Consider the following 17845-nt stretch of genomic DNA (forward strand, 5'->3'; position numbering starts at 1 on the left):
AAGCCGTTCAGAAGGTCGCAGCGACCTGGTGCAGCTGCTCCAGGAAGAAGCTCGCGGCCGGCGTCAGGCTGCGGCCCTTGCGGTAGGAGACGCCGACCGGGCCGATGGGGATCGGCACGTCCCAGGCGACGCGTGCGAGGATGCCGGCGGCGATGTCCTGCTCGGCGACGTGGCTCGGCAGCACGCCGATCATGCTGGAATTGACCAGCAGGCTGCGATTGGCGAGGAACGACACCGATTCCACCGCATTGATCGGCGAGGACAGGCCATGGTCGAGGAAGACCATGTCGATCTGCCGGCGCAAGGTCGTTTCCGGCGGCGGCAGGATCCAGCCATACTCCATCATGTCGGCGAAGGTGACCTTCCTGCGCTCCTGCAGCGGGTGCCCGACGCGGGTGACGGCGATGACCTTTTCCTCGTAGAGCCGTTCCTGCAGCAACTCGTCGCGGTGCCGGTGCGTGGGCAGGCGCCCCACCACCAGATCGAGCTCGCCGGAGCGCAGTGCCGGCATCAGCACCTCGTTGGTGCCTTCCTGGATCTTGATCGACAAGTTGGGCTTTTCGGCGAGGACCCGGGCTATGGTGCGGGGTAGAAGCAGGGCTGAGGCGGCCAGCAGCGTGCCGACGACGATCCGGCCGCTGGAGCCTTCCGACAGGTCGTCGAGCTCCTGGGCGGCATGAGAGATCTGCGCGAAGATCAGCTTGCCGTGGCGGGCCAGCGCCTCGCCGTAGATGGTCGGGACGACGCCCCGGTTGGTCCGCTCGAAGAGCATGACGCCGAAGTCGGTCTCCAGATCCTTGATCAGCTTGGTGGCGGCCGGCTGCGACAGGTTCAGCTCGCGCGCGGCATGCAGGATCGAGTTGTGCCGCTCGACGGCGACCAGCAGGCGAAGCTGCTTCAGCTTCAGCCGGGTCAGGATCCGCTCGACGATGCGGAAATGCTTCTGTGTCGGTTCGCTCATCGGCCGTCCTTGCGCGAGGGGCGCATCTTCAGCCGGTATCCGATCGACCGGGCTCACGCAACCAGGATCGGCTCTTCGAGCGAGAGCGCGGCGTTGATCATGCTCATGGCGGTGAGGGCCGACGACTTCGGATTGTCGGCCAGCTGGTGCCCGTTGAGGCGCAGCGAGAAAGTGCCGAAGGCGCCCTCCGCCTCCATTTCGTGACAGTTGGAGGTGCAGGTCGGATCGGCGACGAGCTCTACCGTGGTCGCGTCGAAGCCGATGCCGGCGAGGGCGACGCTGGCGGTGACGTTGGCGTTCTTCGGATAAAGGCGCGCGGCCTCGCGCGCCGTGCCGCGGAAATGGGTCCGGGCCTCCGCGAGAGTGTCGAGATCGAGCACGGTTTCCGCCGGCGTGCCGCGCCAGCTGGCGACCGGCTTGCGGCCGCGATAGGTCACCCGGTCGAGCCCGCCGCGCCGCGCCGCCGAGAGCACGTCGAGCCCGCCGATGGCCCCGGAGGCGATGCGAAGGCGCGCTCCGGAAGCGGAGGCCGCGCGCGCGAGCGTCTCGTAAAGTGCCGCGTCGGCCAGTGCACCGGCGGAGACGCTGACGAGGTCTATGCCGCGTTCCAGGATGCCGGCGCCATGGGCGATCAGGCCCGGATGGCCGGCGCAGTCCAGCACAAGGTCGGGACGCGTCGCGAGACCGTCGATGCTCTCGACCACGGCGACATCCTGTCCGACCGCTTCCCGTGCCGCCGCCAGCCGTTCGGCACGGCCGATCACGCCGGCGAGCCGTATGGCGGAGGAGGAGGAAATGGCACGGATGACGTGGCTGGCGATGGCACCGTAGCCGATGATCGCGACGTGTTTCATGCAAGGCTCCGAAGGATATCCTGCCTTCCATCCTGCGCGAACAGCAGGTGATTTGCTATCCAATATCCAGATAGCAGATTTGAAACATGATATTTGCTGCGATATCTGAACGGCGCCACTCTCCACCCAACAGACGCCGGCCCGCTGTCAGGGCAGGACGCGGGACGACGGGTGGCCGCTGTGACGATCAAGACCGGGCATGCTGCGCAGACGGTGCGGGACGAGGGCATAGCCGACGCCAATGCGTTGGTCGGGCGCGCCGTTCGTCGCCGCGAGGACGATGCGCTGGTGACCGGGCAGGGCCGCTACGTTTCCGATATTCCGCTGCAGGATGCGCTGCATCTTACCTTCGTCCGCAGTCCCTTGCCACGCGGCGCGATCCTCGGCTGCGATGTCGAGGCCGCGCGGGAGATGGACGGCGTCGCCCATGTGGTGACGGGCGACGATCTCACAGGTTTCGGCGCGCGCGAAGGCGAGGTCCTTGGCAGGCTCGGCGTCAATCCGGTCCTGCCGTTCGAGGGGGAGGCCGAGTTCCCCGTCCTTGCATGCGGTTCTGTCGCGGCCGTCGGCCAGCCGGTCGCGGCGGTGCTGGCGAGCGAAAGGGCCACCGCGCAGGATGCGGCGGATCTGATCGGCGTCGACATCGACGAGGCCGGTGCGTCGCCGGATTATTCCAACGGGGATGCGCCCGGATTTCGCGGCGACTGGTCCTGCGGAGACGTTGCCGCCGGTTTCGCCGCTGCGCACCTCGTGGTCGAGGTGGAAGTTGAGCATCCGCGCCTTGCCCCATCCCCGCTCGAGCCGCGTGCCATTGCCGTCGACTACGACGCGGAGCGGGATCGTGCGCTGGTCTGGTATTCGACCCAGACGCCGCACCGGGCGCGGCGTGAGCTTTGCCGGATCCTCGGCATCGAAGAGGCGCGCATTGCGGTCCGGGCGCCGGATGTCGGCGGTGCCTTCGGCATGAAGGCCTCGCTCTATCCGGAAGAGGTGTTGGCCGTCTGGGCCGCCTTCCGCTTTCGCCGTTCCGTTCGCTGGGCGTCGAGCCGCAGCGAGGACCTGATTTCCGCAACGCATGGGCGCGGCGCGCGCAGCCGGGGACGGCTGGCGCTCGACGCGGAGGGGCGCTTCCTGGCGCTTCAGGCCGAAGTCGACTGTCCGCTCGGCCACTGGCTGCCCAACAGCGCCGGCATTCCGGCCTGGAATGCCGGGCGCATCCTGCCGGGCGGCTACGACATTCCGGCGGTCGACATCCGTTCGCGGGCGCGTCTGTCGCACAGCGCGGCGGTCGGCATCTATCGCGGTGCGGGTCGGCCGGAGGCCAACTGCCTGATGGAGCGGCTCGTCGACGAGGCCGCAAGCGCCAGCGGGATCGATCCGCTGGAGATCCGCCGTCGCAACCTGCTTGGTCCCGACCGGCTGCCCCATGAGGGGCCGACCGGTACAAAGCTCGATTCCGGCCGCTATGCCGAGCTGCTCGACAAGCTGGCGCGAGATGCGGATTACGGCCGGTTGAAGAAAGCGCGTGACAACATTCGGGCACAGGGCGGCGTCGCCGGCCTCGGCCTTGCCTTCTATGTCGAGCCCTGCGGAACGGGCTGGGAGAGCGCGCGGGTGACGCTGCATCCGGACGGGCGTGCGGATGTCGCGACCGGCGGCAGCAGCCAGGGCCACGGCCGCGAAACGGCCTTCGCCCAGATCGCCGCCGACCGGCTGTCCCTGCCTCTGGAGCGGGTGCGCGTGCTGCACGGGTCCACCGAAGACTGTCCCACCGGTATCGGCGCCCTGGCCAGCCGCAGTACGCCGATCGGCGGAAGCGCGCTTGCGGAGGCCTGCGATGCAGTGCTGGTGAAGCTTGCGGATGGCGCGGATCACGGCAAGCCGGTGAGCGCCGAGGTGATCTACGAGGCCAAGGGCGAGGCCTGGGGCTATGGCGCCTATCTCGTCCTTCTGACCATCGATCCAGACACTGGCACGCCGACCATCGAGGAGGCGCATTGCTGCGACGACATCGGCACGGTGATCAACCCCATGATGGTCGAGGGCCAGATCCGTGGCGGCTTCGCGCAAGGGATCGGCGAGGCGTTGATGGAGCGCATCGTCTACGACGCCGACGGCCAGCTGCTGACCGGCTCGCTGATGGACTACGCGCTGCCGCGTGCCTCCGACATGCCGCACCTTTCCATCGGCAAGATGTCGACGCCTTCGCCCGCCAACACGCTGGGCGCCAAGGGCGTCGGCGAGGCCGGCACCATCGGTGCGCCGGCCGCGATCCTCAACGCCGCCAACGACGCGCTGCGCCCCCATGGCGCCGCGATCCTGTCCATGCCGCTGACCGCCGAGGCGCTGTGGCGCGCCCTGCGCTCGGCTTCAACGAGGTGACCGAAATGAACTATTCGAGGCTCGACGCCAAGGCCTATGCCCGCGCCAACATGAAGGGGATCTGGGCAGCGGCGCTCAATCCCTTCCGCGAGGACTTCTCCTTCGACGAGGAGGGCTTGCGGTCCAACATCCGCCACTGGGTGGACGATCTCGCCATCGCCGGGCTGTTCATCGCCGGCAAGCAGGGCGAGTTCTTCTCCATGTCGCTCGACGAGCGCAAGCGCAACTTCGAGATCGCGGTGGAGGAGACGGCGGGCAAGGCCGGGACGATCATGTCGTGCTCCGACCAGAACTTCGACACGGTGATCGAGCTCGCCCGCCACGCGGAAGCGGTTGGCGCCGACTACATCGTGGTGCATGCGCCGATCCTGCATTTCATCAGCGATCAGGACGACACGGTCTACGAGTACTACAAGGCGATCTGCGAGCGGGTGAACATCGGCATCGCCATGTGGAGCCACCCGGATTCGGGCTATCTGATGAGCCCCGAGCTCTGCGCGCGGGTAGCGGAACTGCCGAACATCGTCGCGATCAAGTACAGCGTGCCGCGGCCGATGTATGTCCAGCTGACGGAGATGGTCGGCGACAAGATCCTGGTCTCCACCGCGTCCGAGGAGGAGTGGCTCGACAACATCCTCGAGCTCGGCTGGCAGCTCTACCTGTGTTCCTCGCCCCCCTACCTGCTGCAGACGGCAAACGACCGGCGCATGCACGACTACACGCAGGCAGCCTTTGCCGGCGATGCGGAGCGGGCGAAGGCGATCAGCGCCAGCCTCGATCCGGTGCGCAAGGCGCTGCGCGGTACGCGGCCGGGCGGCAAGCCGCAGGCGCACCAGAAATATTGGCAGGAACTGCTGGGCCAGGTCGGCGGACCGGTGCGCCCGCCGCTGCTGCAGCTCACCGATGCGGAGCGCGAGGCGACTCGCGCCGCGTTCGAGGCTTGTGGCCTCGCGCTCTGAGGGCGCGCCTCACGTTTGGGGCAGGTCGGTGTTTTCCGCGTCCGGCGTCAGGGTCTGTTCCGCTTCGGCCGTCGGTTGGCGGGTGAACCCGGAGACGCCGGCCGTCTCCTCGTAATCGCGGGGAATTTCCACCGGACTGGAGGCATAGGCGGTGATCAGCTCGGCCAGCGAGCGCAGCGCGTGCATGTGGATGCGCTCGTAGCCGTGCGAACTGTCGACGCCGAAAGTAATCAGCGCGGTGCGCACATCGGCGCCGGCCTCGATGGCGGAGGCGGAGTCCGAGCGGTAGTAGCGGAAGACGTCCTTCTGGTAGCGGATGTCGTGCTCCTGGCACAGCTCCACCAGCTTCTTCGTCAGGTGATAGTCGAACGGACCGGTCTGGTCGGCCATCGAGAAGGTGACGCCGAATTCGCTCGAATTCTGCCCCGGCGCCGTGGTGCCGTTGTCGACCGCGACCAGCGAGGCGACGTCGTGGGTGATGATCGAGGAGGCGCCGACGCCGACTTCCTCGGCGATGGTGAAGAGCCAGTGGATGTCCACCGGCGTTTCGACCTCGGCTTCCGTCATCGCCTTCAGCGCGGCCAGCATCACCGCGACGCCCGCCTTGTTGTCGAGGTGGCGGGAGATGATGAAGCCGTTGTCGAGGAATTCCGGCTGCGGATCGATGGCCAGGATATCGCCGACCTCGATGCCGAGGCGGTCCAGATCCGGTTTGCCGAAGGCGAGCGCATCGACGCGCAGTTCCACATGGTCCCAGCCGATGGGCGAGGTGTCGATCTCGTCGTTGAACGTATGGCCCGACGATTTCAGCGGCAGGATCGTGCCGCGATAGGCGCCGGAGTAGGAAAACAGCGTGGCCCGCGCCCCTTCGGCGAAGCGCGCCGACCAGTTGCCGATGGGAACCAGCGACAGCCGACCGTTCTCCTTGAGGTACTTCACCTGGGCGCCGAGTGTGTCGAGATGCGAGACGAGGGCGCGTGCGCCGCGATCCTGATGGCCGCGGCGGATCGCGCGGATGGCGCCGCGCCGGGTGAGCTCGACCGGCAGGCCGAGGCGTTCCAGCTCGGCCGAGACGTAGCGAACCACAGTGTCCGTGTAGCCGGTGGGGCTGGGGATCGCGAGCAGCGCCTTCAGGGTGTCGGCGAGATAGTCCGTGTCGATGTTCAGTCGTGTCATGTGGCCCCCTGGTTGGCATGCTGGTCGGCGACGACCTGGCGCGCCGTCGACGGCATGGACAGCGGGAACAGCAGGTCGACGAAGCGTTCGGCGGTCGGTTGCGGCTCGTGGTTGGCCAGCCCCGGTCGTTCGTTGGCCTCGATGAAGCGGTAGTCGGCCTCGGTCGGGGAGGCGACCATCAGGTCGATGCCGGTTACCGGGATATCGATGGCGCGCGCCGAGCGGACTGCCGCTTCCACCAGCACCGGGTGAACGATGTCGGTGACGTCGTGGATCGTGCCGCCGGTATGCAGGTTTGCGGTCCGGCGCACCTGCAGCTGCGTCCCGCTCTCCAGAGCATCGTCCAGCGTATAGCCGGCCTGGGCAATGGTGCGCCCGGTCTCCGCGTCGAGCGGAATGTGGGACTCGCCGCCCGTTGCCGCGCCGCGGCGGCGGCTCTGCGCTTCGATCAACTCGCGGATGGTGCTGCGGCCATTGCCGACAATGGTCGGCGGCCGGCGGATGGCGGCGGCGACCAGCCGGTAGTTGATGACGATCAGGCGCAGGTCCTGGCCTTCGACGCATTCTTCCACCAGCACCGTGTCGCAGAGCTGGCGGGCCTCGTCGATGGCGGCGCGCATGTCGTCCATGGAGGTGAGGCCGACGGAGACACCGCGCCCCTGTTCGCCGCGAGCGGGCTTGACGACCACCTTGCCGTGCTCCCGCAGGAAAGTCTCCAGCGCCTCGTCGCCGGCACTGGCCAGCAGTTGCGCCGGCACATGCACGCCAGCGCCCTCGACCACCTTTCGCGTTGCGGTCTTGTCGTCGCAGATCGACATGGCGACGGCGCTGGTCAGTTCGCTGAGGCTTTCGCGGCAGCGGATCGTGCGCCCGCCCTGGGACAGCGAGAAGAAGCCGTGTTCGGCATCGGTGACCTCGACCCGGATGCCCCGGCGGCGCGCCTCGCGCACGATGATCGTGGCGTAGGGGTTCAGCGCGTCGTCGACATCGGGGCCGGTATAGAGGGTCTCGTTGATCAGGTTCTTCCGCTTGACGGTGAAATACGGCACCCGGTGGAAGCCGAGCTTTTCGTAGAGCGCGATGGCCTGGTCGTTGTCGTGCATGACGGAAAGGTCGAGATAGGCGAGGCCGCGTGCCGCGAAATACTCCGCAAGGTGCCGCACCAGGGCCTGGCCGACGCCGGGATGGCGCGCCTGCGGATCGACCGCAAGGCACCAGAGCGAGCCGCCGCGCTCGGGATCGTTGAAGGCGCGGAAGTGATCGACGCCGGTCACCGTGCCGAGGATCTCGCCGCTGACCTCGTCCTCCGCCACGAAATAGCAGATCGAGCGGGCATCGCGCTTGGACCAGAAGAAGTCCGGCGGCACCGGGACCATGCCGCGTCCGGCATAGATGCGGTTGATCTCTTCCGCATCGGCCTGCGAGGTCAGGCGGCGCAGGAAGAAGCCGGAAGGCGCCCGCTTGGACGCCCGGTAGGTGGAAAGATCGAGACGGAACGTATGCGAGGGATCGAGGAAGATCTCCTGCGGGGCGTTCGCCAGAAGCACGTGCGGATCGCGCACATAGACGGCGATGTCGCGACGGTCGGGCAGCTCGCCCTCCAGCGTCGCGACCAGCCGTTCCGGCTCGGAAAAGGTCTGCCCGAAGATCAGGCGCCCCCAGCCGAGATCCAGCGCGCAGTCGGCGGTGACCGCCGGCGCGTCGCTGGACTGGTTGTCGATCGGCGGCTTCAGGCCGTGCTCGCGCATGCGCTTTAGCCGGTGCGAATAGGCGTCCCGGTGCCGTGCGTCCTTCTGGCGGGCGTCGCGGGGCGTGCGCCCCGATCCCTCGCCGCGCTTCCCCCCGGAACCGCCGGTCTTGCTTGCCGTCATCGTCGTGTCCTCAGATGTCGTTGGTCTGCAGCCAGAGCTCGAGCAGGGCCACCTGCCAGAGCTCGGAGCCCTGGAGCGGCGTGATGTGGGCGGTCGGGTCGGTGAAGAGGCTGTCGAGATAGTCCCTCTGGAACAGCCCACGCTCGCGTGCCGGAGCCGAGGTGAGCGCGTCCCGCACCATGTCCAGATAGGGCCCCTGGATGTACTTGAGCTGCGGCACCGGGAAGTAGCCCTTCTTGCGGTCGATCACCTCGTGCGGGACGACCTTTCGGGCGGCTTCCTTCAGGACACCCTTGCCGCCCTGCGCCAGCTTCAGCTCCGGCGGAATGCGTGCCGCAAGCTCGACCAGCTCATGGTCGAGGAAGGGAACGCGTGCCTCCAGGCCCCAGGCCATGGTCATGTTGTCGACCCGCTTGACCGGGTCGTCGACCAGCATGATCTCGGCATCGAGACGCAGGGCTCGGTCGACCGGGGTTTCGGCCCCGCCCTGCATCAGGTGAGCGGCGACGAAATCGAGCGCCTCGTCCTTGTCGGCCATCCATTCGGGCGACAGGTGCCGGCCCATCGTCTCGCGCGAGCGGTCGAAGAAGACACGGGCATAGTCGGCGACCACGTCGTTGGAGCCGGCAAGCGGGGGATACCAGTGATAGCCGCCGAACACCTCGTCGGCGCCCTGGCCCGACTGCACCACCTTGATGTGCTTGGAGACCTCGCGGCTGAGCAGGAAGAAGCCGATATTGTCGTAGGACACCATCGGCTCCGACTGGGCGGCGATGGTGTCCGGAAGCGACGTCATCAGATCGGCCGAGGGCACGAAGATCTTGTGATGGTCGGTGCCGAAGCGCTCCGCTATCAGGTCGGAATAGACGAACTCGTCGCCCTTCTCGCCATTGGCTTCCTCGAAGCCGATGGAGAAGGTCATCAGGTCCTTCTGCCCCTCTTCGGCAAGGAGGCCGACGATCAGCGAGCTGTCGACGCCGCCGGACAGCAGCACGCCGACCGGGACGTCCGAGACCATGCGGCGACGCACGGCGAGGCGCAGCGCCTCCAGCACCCGGTCGCGCCAGTCGTCGGCGGACAGGCCGTTGTCTTCCTCGCGGCGGGTGTAGGAGGCGTTCCAGTAGCGGTGCTCGCTGGAGCTCCCGTCGGCTTCGATCCGGCGCACGGTCGCGGGCGGCAGCTTGCGCACGCCCGACAGGATGGTACGCGGGGCAGGCACGACCGCATGAAAGCTCATGAAGCAGGCCAGTGCCGCCCGGTCGATGCCGGTGTCGACATCGCCGCCAGCCAGCAGCGCCTGCAGGGTGGAGGCGAAGCGAATGCGCTTGCCTTTTTCTGCAAGGTAGAGCGGCTTGATGCCGAAGCGGTCGCGCGCCAGCGTGACCGAGCCGTCGCGGCGATCGTGGATGGCAAAGGCAAACATGCCGTGAAAGCGCTTCACGCAGTCGGCGCCCCAGGCGTGATACGCCTTGAGGATCACTTCCGTGTCGCCGTGCGAGAAGAAGCTGTAGCCCTTGGCTTGCAGCTCCTTGCGCAGCTCAGGATAGTTGTAGATGCAGCCGTTGAAGACGATCGACAGCTCCAGCGCCGGATCGGCCATCGGCTGGGCCGCCTTTTCCGACAGGTCGATGATCTTCAGCCGCCGGTGACCCAGCGCGACGGGACCCTGTGCCATGACGCCGGATCCGTCGGGGCCGCGGGGCGACAGGCGCTCCGTCATCCGGGCAACCGCCTCAGCATCCGCAAACTGTCCATCGAAGCGAAATTCGCCGGCAATACCGCACATGAAAGGAAGCCCCTTTGCTGCTTCTCGTGTTGCCGCAAGCCCCGATTTGCAGGGCTTCGCGGATGACTTCTGCCATCGGGGCGGGCACAGGGCCCACCGCATCCGGTGGCTGGCTTGAGCTATTAGTTAGAGTACAAATCATTTGAAATCAAATCTTTTGTGGTGTAATTATCCATGCAAGCCGCTGGACAAGACCCAACGCAAGGAGAGACCCCGTGACGGATGAACGCGCAGCCGCCCAAAAGGATGCAAGCGATGTCATTCGCTCGATCCGGCGGATCGTGCAGGCGATGGATGTCCGGTCGAAGCGGGTGGCACGAGAGACGGGCCTGACGATCCCGCAGATCGTGGTGCTCAATGCCGTTCGGGACTTCGAGGCCGCGACGACGGCGGAGATCTCGCGCGTTGCCAATATCAGCCCGCCGACGACGGTGACGATCCTGGAGAAGCTGGAGCTGCGCGGTCTCATCACCCGGCGCCGGAGCACAGTCGACCGCCGGATCGTTCACACCGAACTGACCGAAACCGGCAAGGCAGTTCTGGCCGATGCACCGCCGCTCATTCACAAGCGCTTCTTTTCCGGCATGGCGGCCATGAGCGCGGAGGATCAGGCCTCGATCATCCGCGCCTTCCATACGGTGGCCGACCTGCTGGAACCGGACGAGCCGGCGGGAGGAAGTGGGCCGACGGAGGCGGGCCTGCCGGCCTGATCCGTCTTTCGGAGTTCAAAAACGGAAAAAGGGCCGGAGCATGTGCTCCGGCCCTTTTCGTAGCGTGACGGTGGTTTGCCGGTTCAGGCAAAGACCTCGGTGACGGCTGCGCGCGTCTCCTCGACGATGCGGTCGGCCTCGGCCCGGGTCAGGCACAGCGGCGGCGCGAAGCCGAGAATGTCGCCCTGGGGCATGGCGCGGCCGATGACGCCACGCTTCAGCAGGGCGCTGGCGACCGCCGGGCCGACCTTGGCGGACGGATCGAAGAAGCGGCGCGAAGCCTTGTCGTCGACGAATTCCACCGCGCACAGAAGGCCTTCGCCGCGTACGTCGCCGACCTTCGCATGGCCGGCAAGGGCCGTCCGCATGGCCTCGTTGAAATAGGCGCCCGTCTCGCGGGCATTGGCGACCAGGCCCATCTCGTCGATCAACTTGAGATTGGCGACGCCGGCAGCGGCACCGATCGGGTGGGCGGAATAGGTCCAGCCGTGGCCGATCGGGCCGTTCTCGTCGGTGCCGCGCTCCAGCACCTCCCAGACCTTCTTGGAGATGATCGAGCCGGACAGCGGCGCATAGGCCGAGGTCAGGCCCTTGGCGATGGTGATGATGTCGGCCTCGATGCCGTAGTGATCGGAGCCGAACATGGTGCCGAGACGCCCGAAGCCGGTGACCACTTCGTCGGCGATCATCAGGATGTCGTGCTTCTTGAGCACGCGCTGGATCTCTTTCCAGTAGCCGGCCGGCGGGGGCACGATGCCGCCCGTGCCCAGGACCGGCTCGGCGACGAAGGCGGCGATGGTGTCGGCGCCCTCATTGGCGATCAGCTCTTCCAGCTCGGCGACGCAATGGGCCGTGAACTCGGCCTCGGTCATGTCGAGCTCAGGACGGCGGAAATAGTACGGCGCTTCGGTATGGAGCACCTGCGAAAAGGGCAGGTCGAACTTCTTGTGGAACAGCTCCAGGCCCGTGAGCGAGCCGGTCATCAGGCCGGAGCCGTGATAGCCGCGCCAGCGCGAGATGATCTTCTTCTTCTCCGGCCGGCCGAGGATGTTGTTGTAGTACCAGACCAGCTTGACGTTGGTCTCGTTGGCGTCCGAGCCGCCGAGGCCGAAATAGACCTTCGACATGTTGGACGGCGCGCGCTCGACGACCATCTTCGCCAGCGTGACGGAGGTCTCGGTGCCGTGACCGACATAGGCGTGATAGTAGGCGAGCTCTTTCGCCTGCGCGGCGATGGCCTCGGCGATTTCGGTGCGGCCGTAGCCGACATTGACGCAGTAAAGGCCGGCAAAGGCGTCGAGCAGACGGTTGCCGTCGCGGTCCTCGATGAAGACGCCGTCACCGCCGGTGACGATGCGCGAGGGGCTCTCGCCGCGTGCGTGCTGTGCCAGATGGGTCGAGGGGTGGAAGAAGTTCTCCCGGTCCCATTTGTCGAGCTGGTCGTTGGTCAGCATGGATAGCTCCCTTGGTTGAGGCCGGCGGGCATCAGGCCCAGTCGCGGCAGACGTATTTGAGGTCCATGAAGGCGCGCATGCCGTCGGCAGCGCCCTCCCGGCCGATGCCGGATTGTTTCATGCCGCCGAAGGGGATCGGCGCGCCGGTCACCTTGGTCCGGTTGACGGCGATCATGCCGTAGCGTAGGGCCCGCGACAGACGGTAGATGCGGCGCGGGTCCTCGCTGTGAACATAGGCGATCAGGCCGTACTCGCTGTCATTGGCGATCCTGACAGCCTCTTCCTCGCTGTCGAAGGGGCGGATCGCCGCAACGGGGCCGAAAGTTTCCTCGCGCATGATCAGCGCATCGTCCGGCACGTCGCACAACACCGTCGGTGCGTAGAACAGCGGGCCGGCCGCAAGGCGCTTGCCGCCGGTGAGCAGCTTTGCGCCGCGCTCCAGCGCATCGGCGACATGTGCCTCCTGCTTGGCGACGGCGCGTTCGTTCATCAACGGGCCGATGGCCGGGTCTTCCAGTCCCGGTCCCACGGTAAGCGCTGCTGCCGCCTCGGCGAAGCGCTTGCAGAATGCCTTGTAGAGCGGCCGTGCGACGAGAAAGCGGTTGGCGCCGAGGCAGTCCTGTCCCGAGGTCGCAAACTTCGCCTTGACGGCTTCGGCGACCGCGCGGTCGAGGTCGGCATCGGAGAAGACGAGGAACGGGGCGTGGCCGCCCAGCTCCAGCACAAGGCGTTTCACCGTCGAGGCTGCCTGCCGATAGATCAGCCGGCCGATCTCGGTCGAGCCGGTGAAGGAGACCGCACGCACTCTCTCGTCTTCCATCCAGGCGCCGACAACGGTTGCCGCATCGCCCGTCACCACGTTGAAGACGCCTGCCGGAAAGCCGGCGCGCTCTGCCAGTTCCGCCAGCGCAAGCGCCGAGAACGGGGTCTCGTGCGAGGGGTGGACGAGAACGGTGCAGCCGGCGGCAAGGGCCGCTGCGGCCTTTCGGGTGATCATCGCGCAAGGGAAGTTCCACGGCGTGACAAGAGCCGCGATGCCGACCGGCTCGAGCCACGTCTCCATCTCCGCATCCGCCAGGTGCGAGGTGACGCTCTGCGTGTCCGGCCTGCGGGCCTCCTCGGCGTAGAACTCGACGAAGGCAGCCGCATAGTCGATCTCGCCGCGCGCCTCGGAAATCGGCTTGCCCTGCTCCAGCGTCATCAGCCGGGCGAGATCCTCGCGATTGTCGCAGATGAGCTCGAACCAGCGGCGCAGCAGGCGGGTCCGCTCCTGCGGGAGGAGGGCAGACCAGCCGGCAAAGGCCTTGTGGGCGGGATCGATGGCCGCACGCGCCTCGTCGGCCGACAGGCTTGCCACGTCGCCGAGCCGGCCACCATCGGCGGGGTTACGCACCGCGAAGGTGCGGCCATCCGCTGCCGCCGACCAGCGGCCGGCGATATAGGAAAACTGCCTGAGCAGGCGGGCATCGTCGAGAAGGGGGGCGGTCCGTTCCGCCGACCTGGTGTTCGGTGCCGTCATGTTCCGTCTCCCGCAAGACTGGGGTCACTGCAGCCACGGGGCTGCGACGGGAAGAGGATGGGGCAAGAACGGGGGAACAAGCGTCTGAAGCGGGCCGCTCGTGTAGACGATTCGTCTTTTTTGCGGCTGGCCGGCAGACCGATCAGTCTCCCTTGCCGAGCAGCAGTTCGAAGGGGGGCGCGTGCCCCGTCTTCACGGGCTTGGTGACGATGTAGGTGTAGTAGCGGGCAAGTCCCAGGCCCTGGTCGAGCAGCCGGTCGATCAGCCGCTGATAGCTGTCGACATCGCGCGTGACCACCTGCAGCAGGTAGTCGAAACCACCCCCGAGCGCCCAGCACTGGACGATCTCGGGATAGGCCTCCACGGCCCGCTCGAAGGCTTGAAACGCCGCGGAACTGTGGTTTTCCAGCTCCAGCGTGACGAACACGGTAACGTGAGGGGCTGTCTTGCGCAGGGCGACCTCGGCCCGGTAGCCCTCGATGACCCCCGCCTTTTCGAGGCGTTTCAGGCGCTCCCAACAGGGGGTCGGGCTGAGGTTTATCCGGCGCGCGAGCTCCGCCTTGGACAGGCGGCCTTCGCGGGAAAGGACCTTCAGGATGGCGATGTCACGGTCGTCGAGGCGGATCATGCAGGGGTCATAGCGGGGTTGGGGCAGGAGAGTCCATCTGCCAGAGGATGCCGCTGCGTTCAAGGTGCGGCCGGGATCCTTCATTCTGACGGGTTTTCAAACGGCAGGGGGAGCGTGCACAGTGCGTCGATGATTTGCCGGATCTCCGCGGGTGTCCGGCTGTTGAGGAGTGACAGGAATGCCGGCCACCGAACTTCCGTTTTCCGACGCGGAATTCTCCAGGCGACTCGAAAAGGTGCGCAAGGAAATGCGCGAGCGGGACATCGACGTCCTGTTCGTCGAGGACCCTGCCAACATGGCCTGGCTGACCGGGTATGACGGCTGGTCGTTCTACGTCCACCAGGGTGTTCTCGTCTTCCACGACGCAGCCCCCCTGTGGTGGGGACGCCGGCAGGACGCCAACGGAGCGGTGCGCACCGTGTGGATGCCGGACGAGCGCGTCGCCTTCTATCCGGACCACTATGTGCAGTCGAACGTCCGTCATCCGATGCAGACGCTGGCGGAGCTGATCCGCGAGGCCGGGCTCGGCAAGGCCCGCATCGGCGTGGAGCTGGAGAACTACTACTTTTCGGCCAAGGCCTTCCTCACCTTGCAGGAAGAACTGCCGCAGGCGAGTTTCGTCGACGCGACAGCGCTGGTGAACTGGCAGCGTGCGGTGAAGTCCGACGAGGAACTGGTGTTCATGCGCCGGGCCGCGCGGATTTCGGAGAAGATCATCGACGGCATCTTCGACCGGATCCATCCCGGCATGCGCAAGACGGATCTCGTTGCCGACATCTACGCCGACGCGATCCGCGGCACGGAGGATGCCTGGGGCGACTATCCCTCGATCGTTCCCCTGCTGCCGAGCGGATCGGATGCGGCGGCACCCCACCTGACCTGGGACGGGCGGCACATTGCCGCCGATACGGCGACGTTCTTCGAGATCGCCGGCTGCTACCGGCGCTACCACGTGCCGTTCTGCCGGACGGTCTATCTCGGCAAGCCGCCGGAGTTCCTGCTGGATGCGGAAAAGGCGCTGGTCGAGGGCCTGGAGGCGGGTCTGGAAGCGGCGCGTGCGGGCAACCGGGCGTGCGACATCGCAGAGGCGCTGGGCGCTCCGCTGGAGCGTGCCGGCATCGACCGTGCCGCGCGCTGCGGCTATCCGATCGGCGTGTCCTACCCGCCGGACTGGGGCGAGCGGACGATCTCGCTGCGCCCGGGCGACGACACGGTGCTGGAAGCAGGCATGACCTTCCACTTCATGCCGGGTCTGTGGATGGACAATTGGGGCCTCGAGATCACCGAGAGCATCCTGATCCGCGAAGACGGCCCGGCGGAGTGCCTGTGCAACCGTCCGCGTGCGCTCTTCGTCAAAGACTGAAGCGGCAGGCAGACCGGCATGGCACTGATCGACGACACCAAGACCCTGCTCGGTGAGCTGATCTCCTTCGCCACCGTTTCGAGCGACGGCAATCTGGAGCTCATAGCCTGGGCCGCAGACCGGCTGGGAGATCTAGGCGCCGAGACCCGGGTGATGGTCGACGAGACCGGAAGCAAGGCCAACCTGTTCGCGACCATCGGTCCGAACGAGGATGGCGGCATCGTGCTCTCCGGCCATAGCGATGTGGTGCCGGTGGCGGATCAGGACTGGTCGTCCGATCCGTTCCGCATGCGCGAGGCGGACGGGTTGCTCTACGGGCGCGGTGCCTGCGACATGAAGGGGTTCATCGCCGCCGTTCTGGCGACGGCCCCACTCTTCGCCGCGTCGAAGCTTTCGCGGCCGGTGCATATCTGTCTGACTTACGATGAGGAGGTGGGCTGTCTCGGCGCGCGCAAGCTGGTGAGCGAGCTGCCCGGCATGGGCGTGCGGCCGGCGCTTGCGGTGATCGGCGAGCCCACCGAAATGCGGATCATCGAGGGGCACAAGGGCTGCTGCGAGTACACCACGACATTCCGCGGTCTGGAGGGCCATGGTTCCGTCCCCGATGCCGGCGTCAACGCGGTTGAATATGCCCTGCGCTACGGCATGCGGCTGATGGAGCTGAAGGAGCAGTTGAAGGGGAGGGCGCCTGCGGCCAGCCGCTTCGACCCGCCCTGGACGACGCTGCAGCTCGGGCGGCTCGTCGGCGGAGTGGCGCACAACGTCATCCCCGGGCTCGCCAGCCTCGACTGGGAGATGCGCCCCGTCACCGAGGCCGACCGTGCCTATGTGTGCGAGGCCATCGATGCCTATGTCCACGACGAGCTGCTGCCGGCCATGCGCGCCGTGCACCCGCAAGCTTCGATACGCCGCGAGGTGGTGGGCGAAGTCGCGGGATTGGAACCGGTGGACGACAACGAGGCGCGCCGCATCGTCGCCGAACTGACGGGCGCCAATGGTGCCGATGTCGTCTCCTTCGGGACGGAGGCGGGCCTGTTCCAGCAGCTGGGAATGTCGGTCGTCGTCTGCGGCCCGGGCTCGATCGCGCAGGCCCACAAGCCGGACGAGTTCGTATCCCTCGATCAGCTCGGGGCCTGTCTGGCGATGCTGGAGCGCCTGGCCGGGCGGCTCAGCGCTTCCTAGGCTGCACAACGCTCCTCTGCTCAGGACGATGAGCCGGGCTCGGTTGCGACCGAGAGGCTGACGCGGTCCGCGGCAAAGCGGCTGTGGCTGGCCTGGATCGGGTGCCCCTGCGCATCCACGTTGATCGAACGGGTGAGCAGGACCACGGCACCGGGCTGCAGGGCAAGGTCCGCCCGGTCGGAGGCGGTGGCCGGGGCTGCCGAAATCTCCGTCGACTGGCGCACATAATCGGCGACGCCGCAGGCCGCCAGCGCCCGCGTGATCGAGCCCTCCCGGCGATAGGCCTCGGGCAAGCGGGCGAATCGTTCCGCGTCGAACCAGTGTACGGCGCGGGACAGGGGGACCCCGTCCGCCTCGCCCAGCGTTTCGAGCCGGAGCAGTGAGGCCCCCTCGGCGAGCCGCAATTGAGCCGCAAGTTCGGGTGTCGCGCGTTCCTGCGAGACGCCGACAAGGCGCGTGACGGCCTGAGCCACCTGGCCGCCGAGGCCGGCGGAAAAGCGGGTTCGGGTTCCGATCGGGTAGGTGACGCGGCGGCGCGGGACGATGGTGGTGCCGCGCCCCTGCACGGTCTCCACGACGCCTTCCCGGGCAAGAGCCGCCAAGGCCTGCCGTACCGTGTGGCGGTTGACGTCGAAGCGCGCGGCCAGCACCGCCTCGGTCGGCAGGCGCCCCGTGTCGTCATGGTCGCCATTGCCGATAGCAGCGCGAATTTCGTCGGCGATCTGCCGCCACAGGGCGACCCCCGTCTGCCGTTCAATTCCGCTCATGCGTGTCCCTTCGCCGCCGCTTCGGCCCTCGCTCTTCTAGCAAGGCCGGGCGCTGACAGCCAACAACTGTCGGGCATGTGCTTGCCCATGCCCATGCTCAGGCCCAGGCCCAGGCTCAGGCTCAGGCCCAAGGGAGAGGGGGCGGGCCGGCGCTGTCATGCCGTCGTCACGCGGAACTTGTAGGCTCCATTCTGTCGGTTGTCTATAATACTAGACAAATATGGATGGCGGGT

At 67.1% G+C, this 17845-nt stretch carries 14 protein-coding genes; 5 read left to right on the forward strand and 9 right to left on the reverse strand.

Annotated elements, in window-relative coordinates; all coding sequences use genetic code 11:
- Window positions 1-7: 7 nt before the first annotated feature.
- Window positions 8-961, reverse strand: a complete 954-nt coding sequence (locus BBX35_RS11140; RefSeq protein ID WP_067219797.1) for a LysR substrate-binding domain-containing protein — start codon at window positions 959-961, stop codon at window positions 8-10.
- Between the two features lie 53 nt (window positions 962-1014).
- Window positions 1015-1815: an aspartate dehydrogenase gene (locus tag BBX35_RS11145; protein WP_067219799.1), complete on the reverse strand. Its 801-nt coding sequence runs from the start codon at window positions 1813-1815 to the stop codon at window positions 1015-1017.
- 180 nt (window positions 1816-1995) lie between these two features.
- On the opposite strand from BBX35_RS11145, the gene BBX35_RS11150 reads away from it, so the two are divergent.
- Both BBX35_RS11150 and BBX35_RS11155 read left to right on the forward strand, forming a co-directional pair.
- The gene (locus tag BBX35_RS11150; protein ID WP_244271610.1) at window positions 1996-4197 is read left to right on the forward strand and encodes a xanthine dehydrogenase family protein molybdopterin-binding subunit; all 2202 of its coding nucleotides are present in this window, start codon (window positions 1996-1998) and stop codon (window positions 4195-4197) included.
- 5 nt (window positions 4198-4202) lie between these two features.
- On the forward strand, window positions 4203-5156 hold the full coding sequence (locus tag BBX35_RS11155) for a dihydrodipicolinate synthase family protein (protein ID WP_067220009.1): 954 nt from the start codon (window positions 4203-4205) through the stop codon (window positions 5154-5156).
- 9 nt (window positions 5157-5165) lie between these two features.
- On the opposite strand, the gene BBX35_RS11160 is transcribed toward BBX35_RS11155, so the two are convergent.
- From BBX35_RS11160 to BBX35_RS11170, 3 genes are all read right to left on the reverse strand, one after another.
- A complete protein-coding gene (locus BBX35_RS11160) occupies window positions 5166-6332 on the reverse strand; it encodes an osmoprotectant NAGGN system M42 family peptidase (RefSeq protein ID WP_067219801.1) in 1167 nt (388 codons plus the stop codon).
- Window positions 6329-8080, reverse strand: a complete 1752-nt coding sequence (gene ngg / locus BBX35_RS11165; RefSeq protein WP_067220011.1) for an N-acetylglutaminylglutamine synthetase — start codon at window positions 8078-8080, stop codon at window positions 6329-6331. Before ngg ends, BBX35_RS11160 begins: the two co-directional genes overlap by 4 nt.
- A 133-nt stretch (window positions 8081-8213) precedes the next feature.
- Complete coding sequence (locus BBX35_RS11170) at window positions 8214-9989, reverse strand: N-acetylglutaminylglutamine amidotransferase (RefSeq protein WP_067219804.1); 1776 nt, start codon at window positions 9987-9989, stop codon at window positions 8214-8216.
- Window positions 9990-10204: 215 nt separating this feature from the next.
- Between BBX35_RS11170 and BBX35_RS11175 the strand changes: the two genes are divergently transcribed.
- Window positions 10205-10699 (forward strand): MarR family winged helix-turn-helix transcriptional regulator, encoded by a 495-nt coding sequence (locus tag BBX35_RS11175; protein ID WP_067219806.1) that lies wholly within the window; start codon window positions 10205-10207, stop codon window positions 10697-10699.
- An 83-nt stretch (window positions 10700-10782) separates the two neighbouring features.
- Here BBX35_RS11175 and BBX35_RS11180 read toward each other — a convergent pair whose 3' ends face one another.
- From BBX35_RS11180 to BBX35_RS11190, 3 genes are all read right to left on the reverse strand, one after another.
- Window positions 10783-12153 (reverse strand): aspartate aminotransferase family protein, encoded by a 1371-nt coding sequence (locus BBX35_RS11180; RefSeq protein WP_067219808.1) that lies wholly within the window; start codon window positions 12151-12153, stop codon window positions 10783-10785.
- A 31-nt stretch (window positions 12154-12184) separates the two neighbouring features.
- Window positions 12185-13672 carry an NAD-dependent succinate-semialdehyde dehydrogenase gene (locus BBX35_RS11185; protein ID WP_067219811.1) on the reverse strand — a complete coding sequence of 496 codons (1488 nt, stop codon included), beginning with the start codon at window positions 13670-13672 and terminating at the stop codon, window positions 12185-12187.
- A gap of 142 nt (window positions 13673-13814) precedes the next feature.
- The gene (locus BBX35_RS11190; RefSeq protein WP_208979815.1) at window positions 13815-14300 is read right to left on the reverse strand and encodes an Lrp/AsnC family transcriptional regulator; all 486 of its coding nucleotides are present in this window, start codon (window positions 14298-14300) and stop codon (window positions 13815-13817) included.
- A 178-nt stretch (window positions 14301-14478) separates the two neighbouring features.
- On the opposite strand from BBX35_RS11190, the gene doeA reads away from it, so the two are divergent.
- Entirely contained in the window at window positions 14479-15663 is a 1185-nt protein-coding gene (gene doeA / locus BBX35_RS11195; protein WP_067219814.1) for an ectoine hydrolase DoeA, read from the forward strand.
- An 18-nt stretch (window positions 15664-15681) separates the two neighbouring features.
- Window positions 15682-16845, forward strand: a complete 1164-nt coding sequence (argE, locus tag BBX35_RS11200) for an acetylornithine deacetylase (protein ID WP_171901434.1) — start codon at window positions 15682-15684, stop codon at window positions 16843-16845.
- A 20-nt stretch (window positions 16846-16865) separates the two neighbouring features.
- Here argE and phnF read toward each other — a convergent pair whose 3' ends face one another.
- On the reverse strand, window positions 16866-17612 hold the full coding sequence (gene phnF / locus BBX35_RS11205; RefSeq protein WP_067219816.1) for a phosphonate metabolism transcriptional regulator PhnF: 747 nt from the start codon (window positions 17610-17612) through the stop codon (window positions 16866-16868).
- Window positions 17613-17845 lie beyond the last annotated feature (233 nt).

The sequence above is a fragment of the Stappia indica genome, assembly GCF_001696535.1.
GTDB lineage: Bacteria > Pseudomonadota > Alphaproteobacteria > Rhizobiales > Stappiaceae > Stappia > Stappia indica.